Annotated in this window: 22 protein-coding genes; 7 read left to right on the forward strand and 15 right to left on the reverse strand. The window is 60.7% G+C overall.

The window, feature by feature from the left end; genetic code table 11:
* Positions 1-85: 85 nt before the first annotated feature.
* Positions 86-1558, reverse strand: a complete 1473-nt coding sequence (locus AC1DON_RS00420; protein ID WP_476932758.1) for a methyl-accepting chemotaxis protein — start codon at positions 1556-1558, stop codon at positions 86-88.
* Positions 1559-1690: 132 nt separating this feature from the next.
* Positions 1691-2590, reverse strand: a complete 900-nt coding sequence (locus AC1DON_RS00425; RefSeq protein ID WP_476932759.1) for a peptidylprolyl isomerase — start codon at positions 2588-2590, stop codon at positions 1691-1693.
* Between the two features lie 164 nt (positions 2591-2754).
* On the opposite strand from AC1DON_RS00425, the gene AC1DON_RS00430 reads away from it, so the two are divergent.
* On the forward strand, positions 2755-2961 hold the full coding sequence (locus tag AC1DON_RS00430; RefSeq protein WP_476932760.1) for a hypothetical protein: 207 nt from the start codon (positions 2755-2757) through the stop codon (positions 2959-2961).
* Between the two features lie 9 nt (positions 2962-2970).
* Here the strand turns inward: AC1DON_RS00430 and AC1DON_RS00435 are convergent, their stop codons facing one another.
* Positions 2971-3849: a bifunctional helix-turn-helix transcriptional regulator/GNAT family N-acetyltransferase gene (locus AC1DON_RS00435; RefSeq protein WP_476932761.1), complete on the reverse strand. Its 879-nt coding sequence runs from the start codon at positions 3847-3849 to the stop codon at positions 2971-2973.
* Between the two features lie 92 nt (positions 3850-3941).
* Positions 3942-4829 carry a CmcJ/NvfI family oxidoreductase gene (locus AC1DON_RS00440; RefSeq protein ID WP_476932762.1) on the reverse strand — a complete coding sequence of 296 codons (888 nt, stop codon included), beginning with the start codon at positions 4827-4829 and terminating at the stop codon, positions 3942-3944.
* 104 nt (positions 4830-4933) lie between these two features.
* Here AC1DON_RS00440 and AC1DON_RS00445 point away from each other — a divergent pair, with 104 nt between their 5' ends.
* Positions 4934-6886 (forward strand): DUF2075 domain-containing protein, encoded by a 1953-nt coding sequence (locus AC1DON_RS00445; protein WP_476932763.1) that lies wholly within the window; start codon positions 4934-4936, stop codon positions 6884-6886.
* Here AC1DON_RS00445 and AC1DON_RS00450 read toward each other — a convergent pair.
* Entirely contained in the window at positions 6883-7647 is a 765-nt protein-coding gene (locus tag AC1DON_RS00450) for a response regulator (protein ID WP_476932764.1), read from the reverse strand. The genes AC1DON_RS00445 and AC1DON_RS00450 overlap by 4 nt on opposite strands.
* A 647-nt stretch (positions 7648-8294) precedes the next feature.
* Between AC1DON_RS00450 and ctrA the strand changes: the two genes are divergently transcribed.
* Positions 8295-8996 (forward strand): response regulator transcription factor CtrA, encoded by a 702-nt coding sequence (ctrA, locus tag AC1DON_RS00455; RefSeq protein WP_192621883.1) that lies wholly within the window; start codon positions 8295-8297, stop codon positions 8994-8996.
* A gap of 76 nt (positions 8997-9072) precedes the next feature.
* On the opposite strand, the gene AC1DON_RS00460 is transcribed toward ctrA, so the two are convergent.
* On the reverse strand, positions 9073-9735 hold the full coding sequence (locus tag AC1DON_RS00460) for a hypothetical protein (RefSeq protein ID WP_476932765.1): 663 nt from the start codon (positions 9733-9735) through the stop codon (positions 9073-9075).
* Positions 9736-9839: 104 nt separating this feature from the next.
* On the opposite strand from AC1DON_RS00460, the gene AC1DON_RS00465 reads away from it, so the two are divergent.
* The gene (locus tag AC1DON_RS00465; protein WP_476932766.1) at positions 9840-10406 is read left to right on the forward strand and encodes a TetR/AcrR family transcriptional regulator; all 567 of its coding nucleotides are present in this window, start codon (positions 9840-9842) and stop codon (positions 10404-10406) included.
* Here the strand turns inward: AC1DON_RS00465 and AC1DON_RS00470 are convergent.
* Positions 10379-11035: a class I SAM-dependent methyltransferase gene (locus tag AC1DON_RS00470; protein WP_476932767.1), complete on the reverse strand. Its 657-nt coding sequence runs from the start codon at positions 11033-11035 to the stop codon at positions 10379-10381. The two genes, AC1DON_RS00465 and AC1DON_RS00470, sit on opposite strands and share 28 nt — an antisense overlap.
* 129 nt (positions 11036-11164) lie before the next feature.
* Here AC1DON_RS00470 and AC1DON_RS00475 point away from each other — a divergent pair, with 129 nt between their 5' ends.
* The 3 genes from AC1DON_RS00475 to AC1DON_RS00485 all read left to right on the forward strand — a co-directional run bounded on the left by AC1DON_RS00475 (position 11165) and on the right by AC1DON_RS00485 (position 13162).
* The gene (locus tag AC1DON_RS00475) at positions 11165-11689 is read left to right on the forward strand and encodes an arsenate-mycothiol transferase ArsC (protein WP_476932768.1); all 525 of its coding nucleotides are present in this window, start codon (positions 11165-11167) and stop codon (positions 11687-11689) included.
* 175 nt (positions 11690-11864) lie between these two features.
* The gene (locus AC1DON_RS00480; protein WP_476932769.1) at positions 11865-12230 is read left to right on the forward strand and encodes an ArsR/SmtB family transcription factor; all 366 of its coding nucleotides are present in this window, start codon (positions 11865-11867) and stop codon (positions 12228-12230) included.
* Between the two features lie 260 nt (positions 12231-12490).
* Entirely contained in the window at positions 12491-13162 is a 672-nt protein-coding gene (locus tag AC1DON_RS00485; protein WP_476932770.1) for a DUF4142 domain-containing protein, read from the forward strand.
* 109 nt (positions 13163-13271) lie between these two features.
* On the opposite strand, the gene AC1DON_RS00490 is transcribed toward AC1DON_RS00485, so the two are convergent.
* From AC1DON_RS00490 to AC1DON_RS00525, 8 genes are all read right to left on the reverse strand, one after another.
* Complete coding sequence (locus AC1DON_RS00490; RefSeq protein WP_476932771.1) at positions 13272-14258, reverse strand: aldo/keto reductase; 987 nt, start codon at positions 14256-14258, stop codon at positions 13272-13274.
* Positions 14259-14328: 70 nt separating this feature from the next.
* Positions 14329-14799, reverse strand: coding sequence for a DUF1579 domain-containing protein (locus tag AC1DON_RS00495; protein WP_476932772.1), 471 nt, complete (start codon positions 14797-14799; stop codon positions 14329-14331).
* Positions 14800-14925: 126 nt separating this feature from the next.
* Complete coding sequence (locus tag AC1DON_RS00500) at positions 14926-15531, reverse strand: response regulator (protein WP_476932773.1); 606 nt, start codon at positions 15529-15531, stop codon at positions 14926-14928.
* Between the two features lie 129 nt (positions 15532-15660).
* Positions 15661-16503, reverse strand: coding sequence for a CheR family methyltransferase (locus tag AC1DON_RS00505; protein WP_476932774.1), 843 nt, complete (start codon positions 16501-16503; stop codon positions 15661-15663).
* Between the two features lie 16 nt (positions 16504-16519).
* Positions 16520-17719, reverse strand: coding sequence for a protein-glutamate methylesterase/protein-glutamine glutaminase (locus AC1DON_RS00510; RefSeq protein ID WP_476932775.1), 1200 nt, complete (start codon positions 17717-17719; stop codon positions 16520-16522).
* A gap of 154 nt (positions 17720-17873) precedes the next feature.
* On the reverse strand, positions 17874-18239 hold the full coding sequence (locus tag AC1DON_RS00515) for a response regulator (protein ID WP_192621872.1): 366 nt from the start codon (positions 18237-18239) through the stop codon (positions 17874-17876).
* A gap of 27 nt (positions 18240-18266) precedes the next feature.
* Positions 18267-18710 carry a chemotaxis protein CheW gene (locus AC1DON_RS00520; protein ID WP_209715776.1) on the reverse strand — a complete coding sequence of 148 codons (444 nt, stop codon included), beginning with the start codon at positions 18708-18710 and terminating at the stop codon, positions 18267-18269.
* The gene (locus tag AC1DON_RS00525) at positions 18707-21235 is read right to left on the reverse strand and encodes a chemotaxis protein CheA (RefSeq protein WP_476932776.1); all 2529 of its coding nucleotides are present in this window, start codon (positions 21233-21235) and stop codon (positions 18707-18709) included. The genes AC1DON_RS00520 and AC1DON_RS00525 overlap by 4 nt, the downstream gene beginning before the upstream one ends.
* Positions 21236-21264: the final 29 nt, after the last annotated feature.

The raw sequence follows: 21264 nt of genomic DNA on the forward strand, positions 1-21264 counted from the left end.
AAATCAGTACATTTAGTACTGATTTCATCCGCTTTGCTCGAAGAGCAAAGCGGCGCTCCTCACCCCCATAAGTCGAAAACGTCCGTTACGCGTTCAGCAGATCCATTTCCCGCTTCACCGATTCCGATGCTTCCGCCACCTGCGAGAAGGTGACGCTGATATTGTCGAGGCTCTCATTGATCTCACTGACGGCAACGACTGCCGCCTGCATGTTGCCGGTAATTTCGTGTGTCGCCGAGGTCTGCTGCTCAAGCGTCGCGGCAACGGAAGTCACATTTTCCATAACCGAATCCATCGACGTAGAAATCAGCGAGAGGGCGCCTACGACCTCTTCGGTGACCGACTGCATCGAAGTGATTTCGCTGGCGATCGTCTTGGTCGAATTGGCCGCCTGATTCGCCAGATTCTTCACCTCGGACGCCACGACCGCAAAGCCGCGGCCAGCTTCGCCGGCGCGGGCCGACTCGATGGTGGCATTCAAAGCCAGCAGATTGATCTGGCCGGCAATGTCCTGGATCAGGGTGACGATGTTCGTCATGGCCGCCGCCGATTTGTTAAGCGATTCCGCCGACGTATTGGCGACTTCGGTATGTTTGAAGACGCCGGCGACGCTTTCGCGCGCACTGCCCATGCTGTCGGAAACACCCCGGACGCTTTGTGCCAGTTCTTCGGCGGCGGCGGCGACGCTGTTGATGATGGCGCCGGTCTCGGTCGATGCCGTCGACGCCACCGATGCTTTTTCATGCGCGTCAGTAATGCGGTGGACGACGGAGCCCAATTCGGCGTTCAGTTCGGCGCCACGCTGCCGTTTGCGCACGGTCTCGGTAATATCGGTGGCGAACTTGACGATCTTCACCACGGCGCCGGTGTCGTCGAAGATCGGATTGTAGGTCGCCTGGATATAGATTTCGCGGCCGCCTTTGCCGAGACGGCGATACTCGGCCGCCTGGAATTCGCCGCGCCTCAGCGCATCCCAGAAGCGGGCATAGTCCGCCGATTGGGTCTGCTCTTTTTCGCAGAACTGGCTGTGGTGGCGTCCGACAATTTCCGGCAGGGTATAGCCCACGGCATTCAGGAAGTTGTCGTTCGCGGTCAAGACGATGCCGTCCGGCGAAAACTCGATGACCGCCTGGGCGCGCGAAATAGCGTTGACCTTGCCGGCGAAGTCGATGTCACGCCGCTTGGTCTCCGTGATATCCGAAGCGAATTTGACGACCTTGACCACCTTGCCCGAGGCATCGCGAATGGGATTGTAAGTCGCCTGCAGCCAGACGACCCGGCCGCCCTTGCCGAACCGCTTGAAGGTGTTTGACGCGAACTCGCCGCGCGCCAGCCCAGCCCAGAATTCGCGATATTCCGCGCCCTTGACGTAATCGGGCTCGCAGAACAGGCCGTGATGCTTGCCTTGAATTTCGGCGAGACTATAGCCGACCGTATTCAGGAAGTTGGCGTTGGCCGTCAGGATGTTGCCCGTGGGCGTAAATTCGATGACGGCCTGAGACGCATTCAATGCTGCGATAATGGCCTTGTCATCTGTATTTATGGCTTTGAAGAACATGTCTTTTACTCCCACCCTGTAACCCGTACGGCAATATACGCCACCATACGCTGCACTTTTCACCACAAAGGATGAATTTTTCCAGTTAACGTCAGGTTAAGTCGAGCAGTAAAACTATACTTTCAGTTGAAATCACGGTGTTTTGCGAATGGGGGGCTGGGCATTGCAGATATCGACTGCATTGGCCGGCCGGACGAAGAAAGCGCCTGAGCGGCTGGCGCGCGCCTTGACCCAGGCCTCGAAAGACGGCGAGGTTGTGTCCAGTACCTGCCATGATGGCGCGCCGGTGCCCATGTCCGAGGCCATCTTCGCCGAGACGATCTTTATGCGTTCGGCGTCACCCTTGTAAAAGCCCAGGGCCTCGCTGCCGCGCGGGCGGTCGGCCAGCACATCCATGCCAGACACGATCCGCCCGACGACGGCCAGGTTGCGGTCGAGATGGCGCGGGGCGTGGCCGATGATCGTATAAAGCTGTGTAGCATCGCCGGTATCAGGGCTATTGCCGCGCGCCACGCCGATCATGCCGTAGCAATGGACCAGCCAGGTCGCACTGCCGTCGGTTGCCGCGGGCCACGACCTGACATGGCCGGTCTTGGCTGCATAGGCATCGCGCCACGGCAGGGCTTTGAAGGATTTGGACGTGCCCGCGACCTCGTACTCAGCTGGTGGCGTTTTATTGATGCCCGTCGCTTGAGTCTTATCCTCGTCGGGCCGGCCCCATTGGACGACATAGTTGTCCTGGACGCGCAGGATGGACGCGCCGTCGAAATACCCCGAACGGACGAGTTCGCGGATATTGGCGACGTGGACGGGGGCGAAGTCGGGCGCCAGCTGGTAGACCACTTCGGCGCCATCTGCCAGTTTCATCACCACTAGGTCATCGGCTTTGATGGCGCTCCAGGCCGAAGCGGGGGCTGCGTCGACAATCTCCTGAGGGCCCGGCGCTGGCTTGGGCGCTTCGTCAGCCGCCGTCAGGGCCAGCGCCATAACCAGCAGACCACTTGCAAAGCCTACCTTGCCATATGCCGTCATGTCGTCCTCCGTGAGATGTATCGCGTGAGACTATCCTGCTCGCAAAACCACGCAAGCAAAATAGCTGTGGAAATGAGAACATAAAGTGAACATATTTGCTGACAGATGGCGCGAAGCACCCTATCGTCAGCTTCTGTTTTCGTGTTCGAACGCGGGGTAAGGGAATGTTCGAGAGCCAGGCTATTGGAAATCAAGCGGGACTTTATGAGGGCGCATATGTGCGTCTGGACGTGCGCTGGCACCATAATCCCGTGTTCCGCTGTGAGCGGGAAGGCGATCATTTTAAGGTCGCGGGCTTCTATTATACCGGTGAAGGCAAGCCCTTGAAGGCGCATATTCCGACGCCGACCATCGCCGCCATCGTTCGTTAAGGCAGTAGCTCAAAGGTCCTTGCGAAACCACATATGGGCGTAGGGGCTGTCATTATAGGCCGGCATCTCTTTATAGCCTTCTGCGCGGTATAGCGCCTGGGCGGCGGCCAGCACGCGATTGGTGTCGAGTTGCACCTGAGGCATGCCGGCATCGCGGATCATGCCTTCCAGTGTACGCACCAGGCGCCGGCCAAGCCCTAACCCGCGCACGGCTTCATCTGTCCACAGACGCTTGATTTCGCCGGTGGTGGCATCGAGGCGTTTCCAGGCTCCGCAGCCGACCGGCTGGCCGTCGAGCCAGGCGATAAGAAAAGCGCCCTGCGGCTGGCGGTAATCGTCGTGATCCGGCGGGCCGTCGTCGGAAGGGTCGTAACCGCCCTCGAAAACCTGCGCCAGGTTTGCGCCATAGGCCGCCAGGCAGGCGAGGGCGGCGGGACTATCGGGTTGTTCGGTAGTGACCGTAATAGTGGCGGCGCGCAGCAGGCGCTCGACCTCGGCCATGGCCGAGACGAGTTTGTCGCGTTGATGGGTGTCGAGCGGCGCCAGAATGCCGGTGGCGCGTTCATCGGACAGGCGGTCATAGGTGGCGACGGTGTCGCGCCCGGCGTCGGTCCATTCGACGCGGCGCATGCGGCGATCCTCCTGTGACGGCGACACGCGTATCAGCCCCTCGCGTTCCAGCGACCGCAGCAGGCGGCTGACATAGCCGGAATCGAGCCCCAGCCGGTCGCGCAATGTCCGCACATCGCAGCCGTCATCCGAGACTTCGAACAGCAATCGTGCTTCGCCTAGCGGCCGTCCCTGACCAAGATAAGAGCTGTCGAGCACGCCCGCGCGCTGCGAGACGATGCGGTTGAAGCGGCGAACCTGTTGAATCTGCGTTTGCATTACCTGACTTTAGTCAGGTAATTTTGCGCGCGCAAGATTTTTGTGTGTCGCGTTTTTAAGCCGAAAACGGCGTCACACTTTTTTGGAAAGCGCTACTCACGCATCATAAAAACGCCGACGCGATGCTCGCAACTGTTGCGCGGCGGTGCATCAGCTGGCGTGTTTGGATCGGCAAAGGCGGTATGGAAACAGGTGCCAGGCGCGGCATCCGGGCTGTCTTTCATATACTCGAAAATCTTGAAAGCCAGGACCTCTTCGGTCGTCATGTCGGGATAGTACCACCACTGCTGATCGGGTGCATAGCGCAGCGACAACTGGTTGGTGTTCTTGCCGGTCGGGGCAAAGCCGACCAGAGCGGCATGGACCTTGTCTTCTTTTCTGACGGAATGTGGATCGCAGACGGCCAGCGGCATGTGCTTCAGCGGCGCATCCATATGGACGGTGCGCCAGAAGTTGATGACCATGAAGCCGGCGACCTCCGGACGTTCGAACCTTTGCCGCCATGCCGCCGCATATTCCGGCGTTGAATAGGCCTCCAGACTTTCCTGGTAGTCGCCGGGCCTCAGGCCATAGTCATTATGTATACCCTGGGCGTAGCCGGCGGTGATAGGGCCACGACGGACAAGGTAAGGGCCTTGTTCTATTTCAAGCGGTACCCCCGGCAGCAGGCGCTCGCGGATGACGGCGTCGATCTCCGGCATGTAGATGCGCGCGATCTCGTTCTGCGCATAGGGTGTGGCACCGCCGGAATCCCAGTCATTCACGGCAGATTTGTGCGGCAGCAGCACAAAGCCATGGTCTTTCAGGAAGGCGTCTTCGCTGGCGCTTGCTTGTAACGCCCGGGCATCGCGGATATCGACGGGCGGGGCGGCTTCCCACGGCATGACGCCGTCGGCGGGGCCATTGACGCGGATCAGCACCGGTCCATCCGGCTTGAGGTCGCGGCGGATATAGCCATTCAACGCAGTGGTGACGGTCATGAAGCCTCCCAGTCTGCCCAAGATTGGTATCGGATTGCCATTCGGCAAGTCGTCTTGCGCGATGCATTGCAACCTGGCAGACATGTCGGCTGCAGGGAGGGGCCATGCGCGCCTATTACACAGCCGATCGCACCAAGTTCGAAAGCGATTCCGACGATCATATTCTGGGCGAGTTGACGCGCCGGCACAATTTCGCGCTCGAGATCGAACAGCGCGGTGCATGGCTTCAGCAGATACGCATCCTGCGCAACGCCTTGGCAGCGATCGATGCCTATACGCTGGCGTTCGAGTTTTCGATCCCGCGCATGGGCAAGCGCGCCGATGCTGTGCTGGTCATTGGCGACTGCATCTTCGTTATCGAGTTCAAGGTCGGCTCTGAGACTTTCGATCTCCACGCCATCGAGCAGGTCGAGGACTACGCGCTCGATCTCAAGAACTTCCACGAAGGTAGCCACGCACTGTCGATCATCCCGGTCCTGGTGCCGACCAAGGCGCAAGCTGCGCGCGCCGTGCAATTGGAAATGGCGTTGGGACAGGTGGCCAGGCCAGTCCTTTCCAGCGTCATCGACCTGGCCGACATTATCCGGATGGCCAGCGCCCATCATCGGCATGTGACGATGGACGCAACAGCCTGGGCCGCCAGCGGTTACCGGCCGACGCCGACCATCATCCAGGCGGCGCAGGCGCTTTATGCCAATCACAATGTCGAGGAGATCACGCGGCGCGACGCCGGTGCCATCAATCTGACCAGGACAGAAGCGGCGATCGGGCAGGTGATCGATGCGGCGCGGGCGCATGGCCACAAAGCCATCTGTTTTATTACGGGGGTGCCGGGCGCCGGCAAGACGCTGGCGGGACTGAATGTCGCCACCAAGCGCAGCGAGGACAAGACCGCTCACGCCACATATCTGACGGGTAATGGCCCGCTGATTCAGGTTCTGCAGCAGGCGCTGGCGCGCGATCAGGCCGAACGCGAAAAGACGTCACGTACCTTCGCCCATGGCAAGGTGCGCGCCTTTATCCAGAACATTCACGAGTTCCGCGACGAATACGCCACGCGCAGCCAGGCCGCGCCATCGGACCATGTGGTCGTCTTCGATGAGGCCCAGCGCGCCTGGACCCGCGCGCAGGCATCGAGCTTCATGCAGCGCAAGAAGGGCGTGGCCGATTTCGACATGTCTGAGCCGGAGTTTCTGCTCAGCGTCATGGATCGCCATCCCGACTGGTGCACGGTCGTCTGCCTGATCGGCGGTGGTCAGGAGATCAACACAGGCGAGGCCGGATTGTCGGAATGGATGGCAGCGATCCGCGATCGCTTCCCGCACTGGCAGGTCCATGCCTCGGCGCAGATCGTCCAGCCGGATTATGGCCTGAATGCCGATGCGCGGGCGTTTATCGATCAGGCGCATGTGACGCTGAACGAAGACCTGCACCTGAGCGTGTCGATGCGCTCCTTCCGCGCCGAAACCTTATCGGCCTTTATTGCGCACGTGCTGAACGGAGAAGGTGCGGCGGCCAGGGAAGCGTCGAAGAAACTTAGCCAATATCCGCTGTTCGTGACGCGCGACCTCAAGGCCGCAAAAGACTGGCTGAGGACAACGGCGCGCGGTTCGGAGCGCTATGGTCTGGTGGCATCGTCGGGCGCGCACCGCCTGCGGCCGGAAGGCATACACGTCAAGGCGGGAATAGACCCGGCCAACTGGTTCCTCAACGATCGCAATGATGTGCGTTCGTCGTTCTATATGGAAGAGGTCGCCAGCGAGTTTGACGTTCAGGGCCTAGAGCTCGATTACTCCGCTGTCTGCTGGGATGCCGACCTGCGTTACAATGACGGCTGGCAAGGGTGGAATTTCAAAGGCACGCGCTGGCAGGCGATCAATGACCGCTTCCGCCGGCTGTATCTGCGCAATGCCTATCGCGTCATCCTGACCCGCGCACGGCAGGGCATGGTCGTCCTTGTGCCGAAGGGCGATGGCGCGGACGCCACGCGCCCGCCTGACTATTATGACGGCACCTATAATTATCTTATCGACTGCGGCTTTACACCGTTGGTTTAGCCGAGCAGCGATCCGGCCATATCGGTCAGCACACCATCTTCGAACGGCTTGGGCAACTGCCCATCGGCGCCGACCACCTTTGCGGCCAGCAGCGCCTTTTCGGTTGGCAGCCGCAGCTCAAGGCCGGCCGACATGGCGATGACCTTGACGCGGGGCCAGGTCGTCTTGATGCGCTTGATGCCTTCAATCCCGCCCATGCCGGGCATGAAGATGTCGCTGACGACCAGGTCGACGTGGGCGATGTCGATATTCCTGAATGCCTCTTCCATCGTCTTGGCCTCGCTTGTGCGATAGCCGGCCTTGTCGAGCACGTCGATGGTGTGGTGGCGTACGAAGCGGCAGTCATCGACGACCAGGGCGTGCTTGCGGCGGCCACCGCGCGTCTGTTCAATGCGTGCGCTGGTCAGGATGGGGCGGATTTGTTCCGGATTGAACGGCTTGCGCAGGACAAAGTCCGCACCGGCGCCGCGCGCGGCATTGAGCGCGGTCGTAACGTCCTCTGTCTGGGTGCCGGCGCTCATCACCGCGATCGGCGTCGATGGCGCGGCTTCGCGCAAGGCGGGGATGTGCGGCAGGCTGGTTTCTTCGGCCAGGTAGATGTCGATCAACATCAACTGGACTTTTTCATACCGTAAAAGATCGCGTGCGGCCTTGATCTCCTTGCACAGGACGTAGTTCCAGTCCTCGCGCGCCAGCATGCGGCCAATAAATTCTCCCTGGGTTTGACTATCTTCGATAATCAACGCGGTACTCTTACTCATGTCGGTCCGCTCCTTATATTTGTGAGCAAGTGTACAAATCGAGTCTTGAAAATTAATGAATTGACGACCGCGCCTTGCAAATAACGGGGCTTGTAAAAGTGATCTCAAAAACGACCGGTTATTTTATCTATTCTGAGATGGCTCATAGAAAACTTATAGTTGAGCGCACTTGTATACATAGTGTCGGCGCATACATTTGCAAATGAAAACGTTTGCGCAGCCATTGCTTTGYGGTATCGGCTTATATTGATTTAAGATCTTGAGCGCCGCTCTTCAGGCTCTCTTATGCATTTTTGGCAATATTTATGACGGAAAAGTGGCGGATTTTTTCACAGGTTAACGGCACAGTTCGAGAGAAAGGGCGCCGTTTTTCGCCTGTTTGGCGATTTGCGCACAGAATTTTTCGCCCGGGTCATCACGCCTAAGTGTGTGATTTCAAAGACTCATTGCCAAAAAATGGCCGTAAAAATCCTGTGAACTGTCTATTTTCTTGACTCCGGACTCTTGCCCCCGATTCGCAAATCACCTTACCCGAGGGGAGGTGTTAAGCTTAACGAATCTGTAGGGATTTCCTGTTTAGCATGAAAGTTAACAGGACAGGCATCCCGCCTGGGCCGATCTGTTCCCACAAGCCGGGAGGGGCTTATATGCGCGTACTGCTGATTGAAGACGACAGCGCCACCGCTCAGAGCATCGAGCTGATGCTCAAGTCGGAAGGTTTCAACGTTTACACGACCGACCTCGGTGAGGAAGGCGTGGATCTGGGCAAGATCTACGACTACGACCTCATCCTGCTCGACCTTTCCCTGCCTGACATGTCCGGCCTTGAAGTCCTGCGTCAACTGCGCGTTGGCAAGGTCAACACCCCTGTCATGATCCTGTCGGGTACGTCGGAAATCGACACCAAGGTCAAGACGCTCGGCGGCGGCGCCGACGACTATATGACCAAGCCGTTCCACAAGGACGAGCTGATCGCGCGCATCCACGCCGTTGTCCGCCGTTCGAAGGGCCATGCTCAGTCGGTCATCCGCACCGGCGACATCGTCGTCAACCTGGATGCCAAGACCGTTGAAGTTTCCGGCAACCGAGTCCACCTGACGGGCAAGGAATACGAAATGCTGGAGTTGCTGTCGCTCCGCAAGGGCACGACCCTGACCAAGGAAATGTTCCTGAACCACCTGTACGGTGGCATGGACGAGCCCGAACTGAAGATCATCGACGTGTTTATCTGCAAGCTGCGCAAGAAGCTGGCAGTCGCCGCCGACGGCAACCATTACATCGAAACCGTCTGGGGCCGGGGCTACGTCCTGCGCGACCCGCACGATCAGTCGGGCACTGTCGCCGCTTAATAGCGCGCAGCCTGATCGCTATATTGAAAACGCCTGCCGCCCTCCTCGCGGCAGGCGTTTTTGCGTTCGGCCTGACTTAACTAGCCTGCGACGGCGTCATGCGGATCATCCACACCGCCGCGACAAGCTGCCAGATGGACTGCGCCGCCATATAGATCAGAAGCCGCTCGACATCGAAACCCGTCGGCATTGTCAGGATAAAGGCGCCGGACAGTCCGCCGACGGCTATGGCAAAGAAGCCCATCCAGCGCTGGACGCCGGGCCGGTGCATGAACGCGCCGCCGAGTGCTACGGCGCCCAGGGCCTGGAGGGCGAAGGCAAGTTTGGCGAAGGCCTGGATCATGATGCCGCAGAAGGTGATCAGGTCATAGGCCGCCTGTCGTTCTGCCGCCAGTCTTCCGGCTATGTCGGGAATGATGAAACCATCGAACAGGGCTGCGGCCATCATGACGATGGCTCCACAGACATAGCTCAGCCATCCCGTCATAACCAGGGGATGAGAAATTCCCAACCGCCAGGCAACACCGGAGAAACCGACCGCAAACATGAGCACGAAGGCGATGGCGCTGCCGTGCACCCATTGCGCCGGCCCGGCAAGGGCGACGACGTTTTCGAGCCCGCGTGCCCGGTCGTGCAGGTCGGCCATGGGGTGGTGCGCGATGACGGCAAGCGAAACAATCGTTGTGATGGCCAGCAACCAGCCGTAGGCCGGGGCATTGAGGCGTAAGGGCGTTTCCATGAGATGGTCCTGACAGTGGGAAGTGGCTCCAGTCTATCAAAAGGCGTGCGCGCCACGGCCAACTATGGCAGAGCAATTGTTTGATAGCGGACGAAGGGGGCTAAATGTCTGTCAGTGAGCCGTTGGATCGCCGCCAGGAGCGGACGCGCAAGGCGATACGCGCAGCCTTCATCCAGCTGATGTTCGAAAAAGACTATCCGTCGGTTTCCGTGGCGTCGGTGGCCGAGCGGGCCAACGTCGGCCGGTCGACCCTTTATGAGCATTTCCGTACCAAAAACGACCTGTTGCGCGACAGCCTCATTGTCCCGATGTGGGCACTGGCATCGGTGATCGGATCGCGCGACGTGCCTGCCCACCTCGGCTGGTGGTTGCAGCATTTCCGCGAACGGCAGGCGCTGGGACGGGTTCTTTTCTACCTGCCGGCACGCGACATCATGCTGAGTGTGCTGGCCGGATTGATCGAGCGCAGGCTGGGCGAGGCGGCGGAGGTGATGGATCTGCCGCCTATTCCACCGGGCTTGTTGGCCGCCCAGATCGCGGCGGCACAGTTCGCCGTGCTGACACCCTGGATACTGGGGCAGGTCGCCGTATCGCAGGCAAGCCTTGCCGAAACTATACACCGCTCCAGCAATGCCTTGGTGGGCTACAATCTGCCACGTGCCGTAAGATAGAGCCGTCGCACATCGATTTCCTGCGCCAGCGGTGCGCGCGCATCGCACATGACGTCAGAAAACCCATTGGCTGCGACGAGCGCTTTCAGGTTGTCCGCCGGCCAGGCGCTCCAGAACACCTTGTCAGCCATGCCCATGGGGTCGGCGATCCAGCCTTCGCCGTCGCCTTCCTTGGCGACGATCAGCAGCCGGCCGCCCTGCCGGATAATGCGGGCCAATTCCTGGATGAGACCGGCGAGATGCCGGCGCGGATGATAATGCAGGGCGTAGTAGGCAATGATGCCGTCGAAATGGCCGTCCGGAAACGCCGTGGCGGCCATATCCATGATCTCGAAGTTTAAGCGCGGTTCTTCGGTTTTGGACAGGGCAATGCATACCGGTGAGACGTCGATGCCTGTGACATCCAGGCCTTGATCGGCCAGCAGCCGCGCCACGTGTCCGCAGGGACCGCAGCCGGCATCGAGCACGCGCCCGCCCGGCGGGACGCTGGCGGCAAATGCGCGCAGGACGCCCTGGTCGAATGGCTTGCCATCGAACTCATCGCGAAACAGCTCCAAATAACGCTTTGCTACAGTGTCCCAGTAGTCAGCGACGGCTGTCAGATGCCAGTCCGGATTGTCGTTTGTCACGGCGTTTGCCCCTGCGTTCGCAGCAAGATTAACCTGCGTTTACCCAATTCATAAATCATGGAATAATGAGTGTGTGCTTACATGCTCTTATAGGCCGGTACAGAAAGCACCGGTAATAAGGGCGAGCGTATGAAAAAGAAATCCGGTCCCATCAATGTTCTGTTCGTCTGCGAGCACAATTCGGCGCGTTCGATCCTCGCGGAAGCCCTGCTGAACCGTCTGGGCGCCGGCCGGTTCGAAGCCAGTTCCGCCGGTTTTGATCCGGCATCGGACATTTCTCCCTATGCCCGTGCTATGCTGCACCGGATGCCGTATAACACCGGCTGGGTATCGACCAAGCCCGTCGAAGCGCATATCGGCAAGCACGCCCCGGTCTTCGATGTCATCATCCGCCTGTCCCACGGTCATCCGGCCGATGGCCAATGGCCGGCCTGCCGTGGCGGCCAGCCCGTGATCGTCGACTGGTTCTTCGATGATCCGCGCGAAACGCATGTGGCCATGGCGAATATCGCCCGCGCCTATGAAGAAATCTACATTGAAATGGCCGCCCGCATCGACACCCTGTCCAAGATGCCGCAGAGCCTGTTCGACTCCGGCAACGTCGCCGCCTGGCTGGAACGGATGGACGAGGCGCCGCTGCGCATGGCGTCCTAAATGGCACGCCAAAACGCGTGAGGCGAAGGCGGTGATGCGGAGCAAAAATCAAGCCGCAATTCGCTGCGGCCATATAACAATATTTTTATAGGCGCGCGGACTCGCGCGCCTTTATATTTCCAAATTTTCGTAATAGATACTCATCGTTTAGGGTTATTTCCCAAAAGGCTGAATTATGACCAATGACGATGCGGTAGTTAATCTCTTTGCCCTGGCCCATCCTGGCCGCCTGAATGTCTTCCGCACCATCGTCAAGGCTGGCCCGAATGGTATTGCCGCAGGCAAGATCGCCCAGAGTGTCGGCATCCCCGCCAATACCGCCTCCACGCACCTGAGCATCCTGACCGGCGCCGGCCTGCTGACGGCCTATCGCGATGGCCGCTCGATCATTTATCGCGCTAACTTCACCCATTTCTCCGAGCTGGTCGGGTTTATGGTCGAAGACTGCTGCGAAGGGCATCCCGACGCCGCCGTCGCCCTCAATACCTATTTCAAGAAAACGAGCGACGAGGTCGCCGCCAAGCCCGCCAAGGCAAGGTAGCGATCTGTGGATAAGGACGGCGGGCCTCAGGATTTCCTTACACCCGCCATAGACTCGCCAAAATTATGCATTTTTAAACAAAATCCATATCCGTTATTTATTTTTTCAGAAAATATTCCGCCTTTATCCTTATGATGAAGTTGCGCCGGGGTCACATTCGCAACAATTCTATCCTTTAATCTCTGCATTCCCGACGGACGTGATGCCTTGATTGGCGTAAATGCGTTCATTTATTGCAGATATACTCGAAAGGATTCGCGATGACGCGTAAATTCAAATATACCGCCACCGCTATATTGGCTTCTGTCATGACGGCTGCCGCCTTCGGCGCCTCTGCCCAGGACGCTGCAGCCCCAACGGCTGCCGACACCCAGGCCGTACCGCCGGTCCAGCAAACGCCGACCACGGACCAGGCTGCCGCGCCGACTTCGCCGGCCCAGCCTGCTGTTCCGCCGGTCGCGGCCGATACGGCGACCGTCGCCGGCACGACGGCGCCTAAGGACTTTATCCAGCAAGCCTATCTTGCCAATGAGTTTGGCGTTGCTGCTGCCCAGGTCGCCCTGAAGACTTCAACCGATGCCGAGGTCAAGACGGCGGCCCAGACCCTGCTGAGCGACGGTACGGCGACGCGCCAGGAGATGATCAAGGCCATCCAGGGCTCGACCGCCGACATGCACTTCGACCAGGCCTGGCCGCAGGAATACAAGCAGAAGCTGGCTGATCTTCAGTCGGTGACCGGCAAGGATTTCGACCAGAAGTATGTCGAACTGCAAGGCGCCGAGCTGGACAAGGCCACGGCCCTGTTCTCGTCCTACGCGTCCTCGGCGACCGATACCTCGACCAAGACCTTCGCCTCGGCAACCCTGCCTAAGCTGCAGGCTCAGGCGGCGGCGCTTGACGCGGCTGGTACGGCCACAGCCGGTACTCGCTAACACCCTTAGCGTAAGCATAAAAAAGCCCCGGATCGCTCCGGGGCTTTTTTGCATTTGCCTGTCGCGACGTCTAAGCCAAAAAGCGCCGCACACGTTTTGGCACATCGCTTTAGAGGTTTGTCATCGCCAGGGACGCGTCCCCATAGCGTGCGCCGGCAAAACCGGTTTCCGCGATCGTCTCTTCGATTACCTCCAAGTCCGCGGGCGTCAGAGTGATGTCAGCCGCTGCGATATTCTCCTGCAAGCGGTTAAGGTGGCGTGTGCCGGGAATAGGCGCCATCCACGGCTTTTGCGCCAGCAGCCAGGCCAGGGCCAGCTGCGCCGGTGTGACGCCGCGATCCTTCGCCACCCCGGTCAGGGCATCGACCGCGCGCAGGTTCTGTTCGCGAGCCTGCCCATTGAAGCGCGGCTGGGTGCGGCGGCGGAAATCGTCTTCGGTCAGGTCGTTTTCATTCTTGAGCGCGCCGGTCAGAAAGCCGCGGCCGAGCGGCGAGTAGGGGACAAAGCCGATGCCGAGCTCTTCCAGGACCGGCAGGATTTCGGTTTCCGGATCGCGCGTCCACAGCGAATATTCGCTTTGCAGGGCGGTGACAGGATAGGTCGCGTGCGCCCGGCGGATCGTCTGGGCGCCGGCTTCGGACAGGCCGAAGTGCAGGACCTTGCCTTCCCGGATCAGGTCGCCGACCGTGCCGGCAACGTCTTCGATAGGCACATCCGGATCGACGCGGTGCTGATAGAGCAGGTCGATGCGATCGGTCCTGAGCCGCTTCAGCGACGCCTCGGTGACCTCACGTATATGCTTCGGGTGGCTATTGACGCCGCTCAGGCTGCCGGGCTCGCCCAGCTTGAAGCCAAACTTGGTGGCGATGACGACGCGGTCGCGCACCGGCGCCAGGGCCTCGCCGACCAGTTCTTCATTGGTGAATGGGCCATAGACCTCAGCCGTGTCGAAGAAGGTGACACCAAGATCGACCGCCTGGCGCAGAAGGCCCAGGCATTGTTCGCGGTCCGACGGCCCATAGGCCCAGCTCATGCCCATGCAGCCCAGGCCGAGCGCGGAGACTTCGAGTCCGTTACCAAGTACGCGTGTTTTCATGGTGCTGCCTTTTTGTTTTAAACCTGACGCTATATGGGGCTGCGCCGGCAGGCAGGAAAGGGTCCAGAGATTAATTCCGCCGGTATTTCACCGTCATGAACACCTTCCATGAGCCGTCGTCCTGAAGGGTTTCTGATGTCAGGCTGCGCCCGTCCGGGCCGTCCAGGGCATAGATGTCGCGATAGGTCTGTGTTTCGCCGGGCCGATCGAAACTGGGCCCGATGCTCTCCAGCACAAGCGCATCGCCGTTGCGCACGCCTTCGTATGTCCAGAGATTGGTCATCATCGATCCGATCCAGGTCCCGACATACTTGCCTTTTTTCGGATCGAAGCCGACTGTGAAGACGGTTTCCGCCACGGACCCATCCGGCATTTCACCACGGCTTTCGATTTTCAGCCAGGCGCCGCCAGCCAGTACCCGGCCATGTTCGAACCATTTATCGGTTTGATGCTCCGGCGGGCCGTCGGGGTCCGGGATCATCTGCCAATCGCCGGTAAAGCTTTCCAGCCAGCGGTGTTCGTCCCTGATTTCGACCTTCATGGCGCATCCTCCGTCCTTGGGTGGGAGGAAGATAGGCGATACGGCGGAGACGGCCTATCGATGAGTTGCTGCCTCAGGCAGATGTGATCGGCTTTTCTGCGCATAGCCGCATTTGGCCTGGTCGGATCAGTGCGCCTGGGAGGACTTGTCCCTGAGCGCGCGGCTTAAAGATTCCAGCGCGGTCCATACCGTGGTGAAGTTGCCGGGACCGGGGTCGTCGAGCATCTTCTGCAACAGGTCGTCTATGCCCGCCTGGCACAGGTTCAGCGCCGCGTCCTGGGTGCGGACGGTCTGGCGCAGGGTGCGGGCGCGTGAACGGACGCGCGCGGCTTCCCGGCTGTTCCGCAGCACATAGGAAAGCTGATAGGAAACGACGCGCCAGTTGAGCGGTTTGAGCACGAAGGACGTCGCGCCCACGGTATAGGCGCGGTCAATGGCCGCCATGTCGTCGCGGCTGGTCGCCACGACGACGGGCAGGGCCGCCAATTTTTCGTCGGCGCGTATGCGTTCGATAAGCGAAAAGCCATCCATGACCGGCATGTCGAGGTCAACGAGCGCAATGTCGATACCGCCGGCCTTCAGACGCTCCAGGCCTAGCGCGCCATCTGCGGCGGTTTCCACGGTCACGAATGCGGAGGTCAGCTCGGCGGCGGCGAATTCGCGCAGGATCGGGTCGTCATCAACCGCCAGCAGTCGGGCTGGCTCAAAGCGGACCGACGGGTCCATACTCATGTTTCCGACCTTTGTCTGTACGCGGAACGTCTATGCAGTGTAGGCCGCACAGGTTAAGGCCGGGATAAAACGAAAAAGCCCCCGTTTTCGGAGGCTTCTGTCATTGGATGAAGAAGGGACGGGTATAGATCAGGCCAGCTTGCGCAGCGGCGTCGACTGGGCGATCTGGTTCTTGATGTAGAGGCCGCGCATGCCCTGCATCGGCTTGAAGACGTCGGTGATGCCGAGCACGGTTTCGGCCGCGCCCAGGAACAGGTAGCCGTCATCGGCCAGCAGGGTGGCCATCTGCTCGAGGACCTTCTTCTTGGTCTCGAGATCGAAATAGATCAGCACATTGCGGCAGTAGATTACGTCCTGGCGACCGACCGAACGCAGGTCATCGAGCAGGTTGGTCTTTTTGAAGCGGATCGACTGACGCAGCTTGGGCGAGATACGCCACATCTCGTCGACCTTTTCGAAATGCTTGACCATCATGGTGATGGGCAGGCCGCGCTGGACCTCGAACTGGGTGTAGAGGCCGGACTGCGCCTTTTCCAGGCAGCGGTCGGAAATGTCGGTCGCCAGGATGTCGAGATTGGCGCGCGGGAACTGGCCGCGCGCCTCGTCCATCAACATGGCCAGTGAATAGGGTTCCTGACCCGTCGAACAGGCGGCGCACCAGATCTTGATGTCGCCGTTCATGCGCGACTTGGCCAGGGCGGGCAGGACATCCGACTTGAATTGGTCGAACGGCGCCTTGTCGCGGAAGAAGAAGGTTTCGTTGGTCGTCATGGCATCGGTGACGATGGTCATGAGCTTTTCGTCGCGCTTGGTGCGCAGCGAGGCCAACAGGGCCGAGACGCTGGCGAAACCTTCGCGGCGCGCGACCGGTGCCAGGCGGCTTTCGATCAGATAGGTCTTGTCGGAACCGAGGATCAAACCCGAACGGGTTTTGAGCATGGCGGCGAGGTGGTCGATGTCTTCGTTTGTCATTCTGTTTCCCCGCGTTTTACGGACGTTCGCCGCGCGCAAAAGCCTTACAGGCTGCGCTCAGGCCTTCGATGGGTTTGATAATTTCGGCCAGGCCGGCTTCGGCTACGGCACCCGGCATGCCCCAGACGACGCTGGAGGCTTCGTCCTGCACCATGACGGTGCCGTGGACGTTGACGAGGGCCTGTGCGCCGTCACGGCCGTCATGGCCCATGCCGGTCAGCACAACGCCGAGGGCGTGGTTGCCATAGACGTCCGCTGCGGACTTGAACAGGGGATCGACCGCCGGCCGGCACCAGTTGACCTGGGGGCCCTGGTCGAGGCGGATCTGCTTGACGATCGGATCGTGGCGGATGGTCATGTGCCAGTCGCCCGGCGCGATGTAGACGTTGCGGCTTTCGATCAGCATGCCGTCCTTGGCTTCCTGCACCTTTTGCGGCAGCGCCTTGTCAAGGTGCTCGGCCAGGATGGCGGTGAAGGTCGCGGGCATGTGCTGCACGATCAGGATGGGCAGTTTCCATTCAGCCCCGAGGCCGAGCAGGAAGGTGCGGAGCGCCGGCGGACCACCGGTCGAGGCGCCGACGACAAGAATGTCGATCCGCTTGGGGCCGGTGCGCGGGCGGATGGCAGGCGCGGCCGGCGCAGCATGCCTGGCCGTGATCGGCGCAATATGGGGACGGGCATCAGCGACCGGTGCCGGCGAGGCGCCTGGCGAAAAAGCCGATGGCGCGTGCGGCTGCGCAGGAGCGGGCGTGCCGCCGGCGCCCGGCATGGGCCATTGGCGCGTGCGGCCGCACAGGGCGCGGATCTTGGTCAGAAGCTCGGTGCGGAAGCCGTCGGCGCCGCCGATACGGGTCGAGTCGGGCTTCGGGATATAGTCGGCCGCGCCCAGTTCGAGAGCGCGCAGGGTGACATTGGCGCCGCGCGTCGTCAGCGTCGACGCCATCAGGACCTTGAGGCCCGGCTTGGCGGCAATCAGCTTGGGCAGGGCTTCGAGGCCGCCCATGTTCGGCATTTCGATGTCGAGGATCAGCACGTCCGGCTGAACTTCGCGGACCTTGTCGATCGCCTTCTGGCCGTCGATGGCAAGGCCGGCGAGAACCATGTCCCGCTCCTGCTCCAGCCAGCGCGAGATCAGGCCGCGCACGACGGCACTGTCGTCCACGATCATGATCTTCAGGGGCCGCAAGGACGCGGCGGGATTAGGGTTAACAGACATGGTCCCGGACATCTGTAGTGAATAAAAAGCAGATACTTTTTTAGTCTTGTCGTGTGCCGCAAGGGCCGCCCTGGGGAGCGCGATCTATATCGCGCATAGCTCAGGCAGCGGGTGCGGCGCCTTCCGGAGGTCTTAACTCCTGGCAGGCATCAGATCAGATCAGGCCAACTTCGGAGAACTTGGCTTCCAGGATTTCGCCGTCGAACGGCTTCATGATGTATTCCGACGCGCCTTCGGTCAGGGCTTCGGTGATGTGGGCCAGGTCGTTTTCGGTGGTGCAGAATACGACCACCGGCGCCTTGCCGCCGTCTTCCTTGCGCAGCTGGCGCAGGAAGGTGATGCCGTCCATGACAGGCATGTTCCAGTCGAGCAGGATGGCAGAAGGCATCTTTTCCTTGCAGGAATTCAGTGCTTCAAGGCCGTCATTGGCTTCGATCACTTCGAACTGCAGGTTCTCAAGGATGCGACGGGCCACCTTGCGGATAACGCGGCTGTCATCGACGACGAGGCAGGTTTTCATCTTCTGTTACTTCCCTTAAAAAGCCTGTTACGCGGCTTTGAGATGTGCGGCATCCAGCAGCGTGTGTGGATCCAAGACTATCAGAAGTTCCTTTTCCAATTGATAAACGCCGACGATTATTTCTGCCCAGCGGGGCGGAAGATTTCCGGGAGGCGAGTGGAACTTCTCGTCATCAAGCTTCAGGACCTCATCGACCGAGTCGATCACGAGGCCGTAGCTGTCACCATGAACTTCGAGGCCGATGGCCAAAGGCTCAGGCGAGCCTTCGGGGCGCGGCGGCAGGCCAAGGCGGCGGCGGGCGCAGACGGCGGTGACGATGCGGCCGCGCAGGTTCAGCACGCCGGCGATTTCCGAGCGCGACAGCGGCACGGGCGTCAGGCCACGCGGATGGAAAACGTCGTGGACGCGGGCGGCGTCGACGCCGAAAAGCTGGCCACCCACACGCAGGGTTACGTAGTCGCGGATGCTCATGCGACGGCCCTTTCTTCATTGGAGGATTGCGGGCGGCGCTGGTGTTCAGCCAGGCCGCGCAGATGATAGTGGCTGACATCGAGGATTTCGCAGGCCTTGCCGGCGACGACGGCGGTGCCGCGGACGCCCGAACGGTCAGGCGACAGCTCGATTTGCAGGCGGTCCTCGACGACATCGACGATCTCGTCGACCGCCAGGCCGATAGCGTAGCCTTCGCCGGTCAGGACCAGCAGGGGCTGGATATGCGTGCCCTCGCCACGGTTGGCCAGACTGGAATATTCACCGCTGACGGTCAGGATCGGCATCAGCTTGCCGCGGTACTGAAGCGCCGCACGGCCGTCCATGATTTCGATCTGTGACGATTCGACGTGTTCCAGACGCGTGATGTGTTCCAGCTCGACGGCCTTGGGGGCGCCCGAACCAGCCTTGAACAACAGCATGGCGAAACGTTCGTTTTCGCTGGAATCGGTGACCGTCTCGGCGTCCTCTTCCTGCTTTTCCTCCAGCATATTGCCGGCGCGCTCGCTCATGGCGTTCGGATCGAGGATCAGGACGACCGAGCCATCACCCAGGATGGTGGCGCCGGAGAAGACATTGACGTCGCGCAGGATCTGGGCCAGCGGCTTGACGACGATTTCTTCGGTATCGAGGACGTCGTTGACGACCAGGCCATAGCGGCGCTCGCCGACCTGGATGACCATGACGAAGGTCGGGTCTTCGGTCGTCGCGGCTTCCAGTTGCAGCGTCGGCCCAAGCTGGACCAGCGGCAGCAGCTTTTCGCGCAGGCGCAGGACCAGCGCGTCATTGATCTTTTCGATCTTGTGTTCGGCGTTCTGGCCCGTGCGGACCAGCTCCATGACCGAGGTTTGCGGAACCGCGAACTTCTGGCCGCCGGCGCCGACGATCAGGGCCGAAACGATGGCCAGGGTCAGCGGAATCTTGATGGTGAAGGTCGTGCCCTGGCCCGGGATCGAGGTCAGGTCGATCTGGCCGCCGATCTGTTCGATATTGGTGCGGACCACGTCCATGCCGACGCCACGGCCGGAAAGGTTGGTGACCTTGGCAGCGGTCGAGAAGCCGGGGGCGAAGATGAAGCGATGGATCTGCTGATCGTTCATGCCGTCGACTTCGACGCGCGAAGCCAGGCCCTTTTCGATGATCTTCTCGCGGATGCGGCCGGTGTTCAGGCCGCGGCCGTTATCGGCGATGCGGATGACGATATAGCCGCCTTCGTGGAAGGCCGACAGCTTGACCGTACCATTGGCCGGCTTGCCGAGATCAATGCGTTCCTGCGTGCCTTCCAGGCCGTGGTCGGCCGAGTTGCGGACCATGTGGGTCAGCGGGTCACGGATCAGTTCCAGAACCTGGCGGTCGAGTTCGGTGCCTTCGCCTTCCATGACGAGGTCGATCTTCTTGCCCAGTTCGTAGCTCAGGTCGCGCACGAGACGGGGCAGCTTTTTCCAAGCGGCGCCAATGGGTTGCATGCGCGTCTTCATGACGCTGTCCTGCAGTTCGCCGGTCAGGGTCGACAGGCGCTGCAGCGGGGTGGCAAAGGCCGAGTCCTCGCGGGTCCGGCTGATCTGCAACAGTTGATTCCGTGTCAGAACCATTTCCGACACGAGGGTCATCAGGCCTTCCAGCACATCAACGGACACGCGGATCGACTGGATTGTATTGATACCTTGGCCGTCTTCCCCACCTAAACCCTGAAGGGGTTCGGCGGCCTGAGCCGGCGCGGCTGCCTTGGCGGCGACCGGAGTGGCCGTCGGCACGACTTCGGCGACGGGTTCAGGATGGCTGTCGACGACTTCGGTGACCGTTTCATTCATCCAGTCAGGCGATTCGGCGGCGGCAAAAGCGGCCTCGAGGTCGGCTTCGGAGACTTCGCCGGGGCGCAACGCGCGGCCAGTGGCGGGGTCGATATCACCGGCCTGCAGGGCGGGCTTGACGTCTTCGGGGCCGTCGGCGGCGGCAAATGCGGCTTCCAGTTCGGCTTCGGAGACTTCGCCCGGGCGCAGCGCGCGGCCAGTGGAAGGATCGATGTCGCCAACACCGAGTGCAGGCACATTCAGTACGGCGGGTTCGATTTCGCCATTGATCGGACGGTCCGGCACTTCGACAGCCTGAACGGCGGTCAGATCGACCTCATGGCCCTCGGCCATGGCTTCCAGCTGAGCGATCAGGTCGTGGTCGTTGCCGTCGGGTTCGTTGCCGGTCTGCTCCAGGCCGGCCAGGATCACCTTGATGCGGTCGATGGAGTGCAGGACCAGGGTCACGGCGATCGGCGTGACTTCCAGCTTGCCGTCACGGAAGCGGCCCAGCAGGGTCTCGCCGGCGTGGGCGACCGCTTCCAGGCGTTGAAGGCCCAGGAAGCCGCAAGTACCCTTGACGGTGTGAACCAGGCGGAAAATATTGTCGAGCGTCTTGCGGTCGTTCGGGTTGGCTTCGAACCTTACGAGTTCGCTATCGACGACTTCCAGGCTTTCAGCCGTCTCGGTCAGGAATTCAGCAATTAAGTCGTCCACGACGTACCCTCATATTGAGTATGCAGGGG

It is taken from the genome of Asticcacaulis sp. P4_H10 (assembly GCF_056400965.1).

Bases quoted from the DNA above. Each gene is read 5' to 3' on its own strand.
- AC1DON_RS00520 (WP_209715776.1), bottom strand. From the start codon at position 18,710: ATGAGCATCCGCGACTACGTAACCCTGCGTGTGGGTGGCCAGCTTTTC.
- AC1DON_RS00510 (WP_476932775.1), bottom strand. From the start codon at position 17,719: ATGTCTGTTAACCCTAATCCCGCCGCGTCCTTGCGGCCCCTGAAGATC.
- AC1DON_RS00435 (WP_476932761.1), bottom strand. From the start codon at position 3,849: ATGCAAACGCAGATTCAACAGGTTCGCCGCTTCAACCGCATCGTCTCG.
- AC1DON_RS00420 (WP_476932758.1), bottom strand. From the start codon at position 1,558: ATGTTCTTCAAAGCCATAAATACAGATGACAAGGCCATTATCGCAGCA.
- AC1DON_RS00430 (WP_476932760.1), top strand. From the start codon at position 2,755: ATGTTCGAGAGCCAGGCTATTGGAAATCAAGCGGGACTTTATGAGGGC.
- AC1DON_RS00515 (WP_192621872.1), bottom strand. From the start codon at position 18,239: ATGAAAACCTGCCTCGTCGTCGATGACAGCCGCGTTATCCGCAAGGTG.
- AC1DON_RS00490 (WP_476932771.1), bottom strand. From the start codon at position 14,258: ATGAAAACACGCGTACTTGGTAACGGACTCGAAGTCTCCGCGCTCGGC.
- AC1DON_RS00475 (WP_476932768.1), top strand. From the start codon at position 11,165: ATGAAAAAGAAATCCGGTCCCATCAATGTTCTGTTCGTCTGCGAGCAC.
- AC1DON_RS00445 (WP_476932763.1), top strand. From the start codon at position 4,934: ATGCGCGCCTATTACACAGCCGATCGCACCAAGTTCGAAAGCGATTCC.
- AC1DON_RS00495 (WP_476932772.1), bottom strand. From the start codon at position 14,799: ATGAAGGTCGAAATCAGGGACGAACACCGCTGGCTGGAAAGCTTTACC.
- AC1DON_RS00480 (WP_476932769.1), top strand. From the start codon at position 11,865: ATGACCAATGACGATGCGGTAGTTAATCTCTTTGCCCTGGCCCATCCT.
- AC1DON_RS00500 (WP_476932773.1), bottom strand. From the start codon at position 15,531: ATGAGTATGGACCCGTCGGTCCGCTTTGAGCCAGCCCGACTGCTGGCG.
- AC1DON_RS00505 (WP_476932774.1), bottom strand. From the start codon at position 16,503: ATGACAAACGAAGACATCGACCACCTCGCCGCCATGCTCAAAACCCGT.
- AC1DON_RS00465 (WP_476932766.1), top strand. From the start codon at position 9,840: ATGTCTGTCAGTGAGCCGTTGGATCGCCGCCAGGAGCGGACGCGCAAG.
- AC1DON_RS00425 (WP_476932759.1), bottom strand. From the start codon at position 2,590: ATGACGGCATATGGCAAGGTAGGCTTTGCAAGTGGTCTGCTGGTTATG.
- AC1DON_RS00460 (WP_476932765.1), bottom strand. From the start codon at position 9,735: ATGGAAACGCCCTTACGCCTCAATGCCCCGGCCTACGGCTGGTTGCTG.
- AC1DON_RS00485 (WP_476932770.1), top strand. From the start codon at position 12,491: ATGACGCGTAAATTCAAATATACCGCCACCGCTATATTGGCTTCTGTC.
- ctrA (WP_192621883.1), top strand. From the start codon at position 8,295: ATGCGCGTACTGCTGATTGAAGACGACAGCGCCACCGCTCAGAGCATC.
- AC1DON_RS00450 (WP_476932764.1), bottom strand. From the start codon at position 7,647: ATGAGTAAGAGTACCGCGTTGATTATCGAAGATAGTCAAACCCAGGGA.
- AC1DON_RS00440 (WP_476932762.1), bottom strand. From the start codon at position 4,829: ATGACCGTCACCACTGCGTTGAATGGCTATATCCGCCGCGACCTCAAG.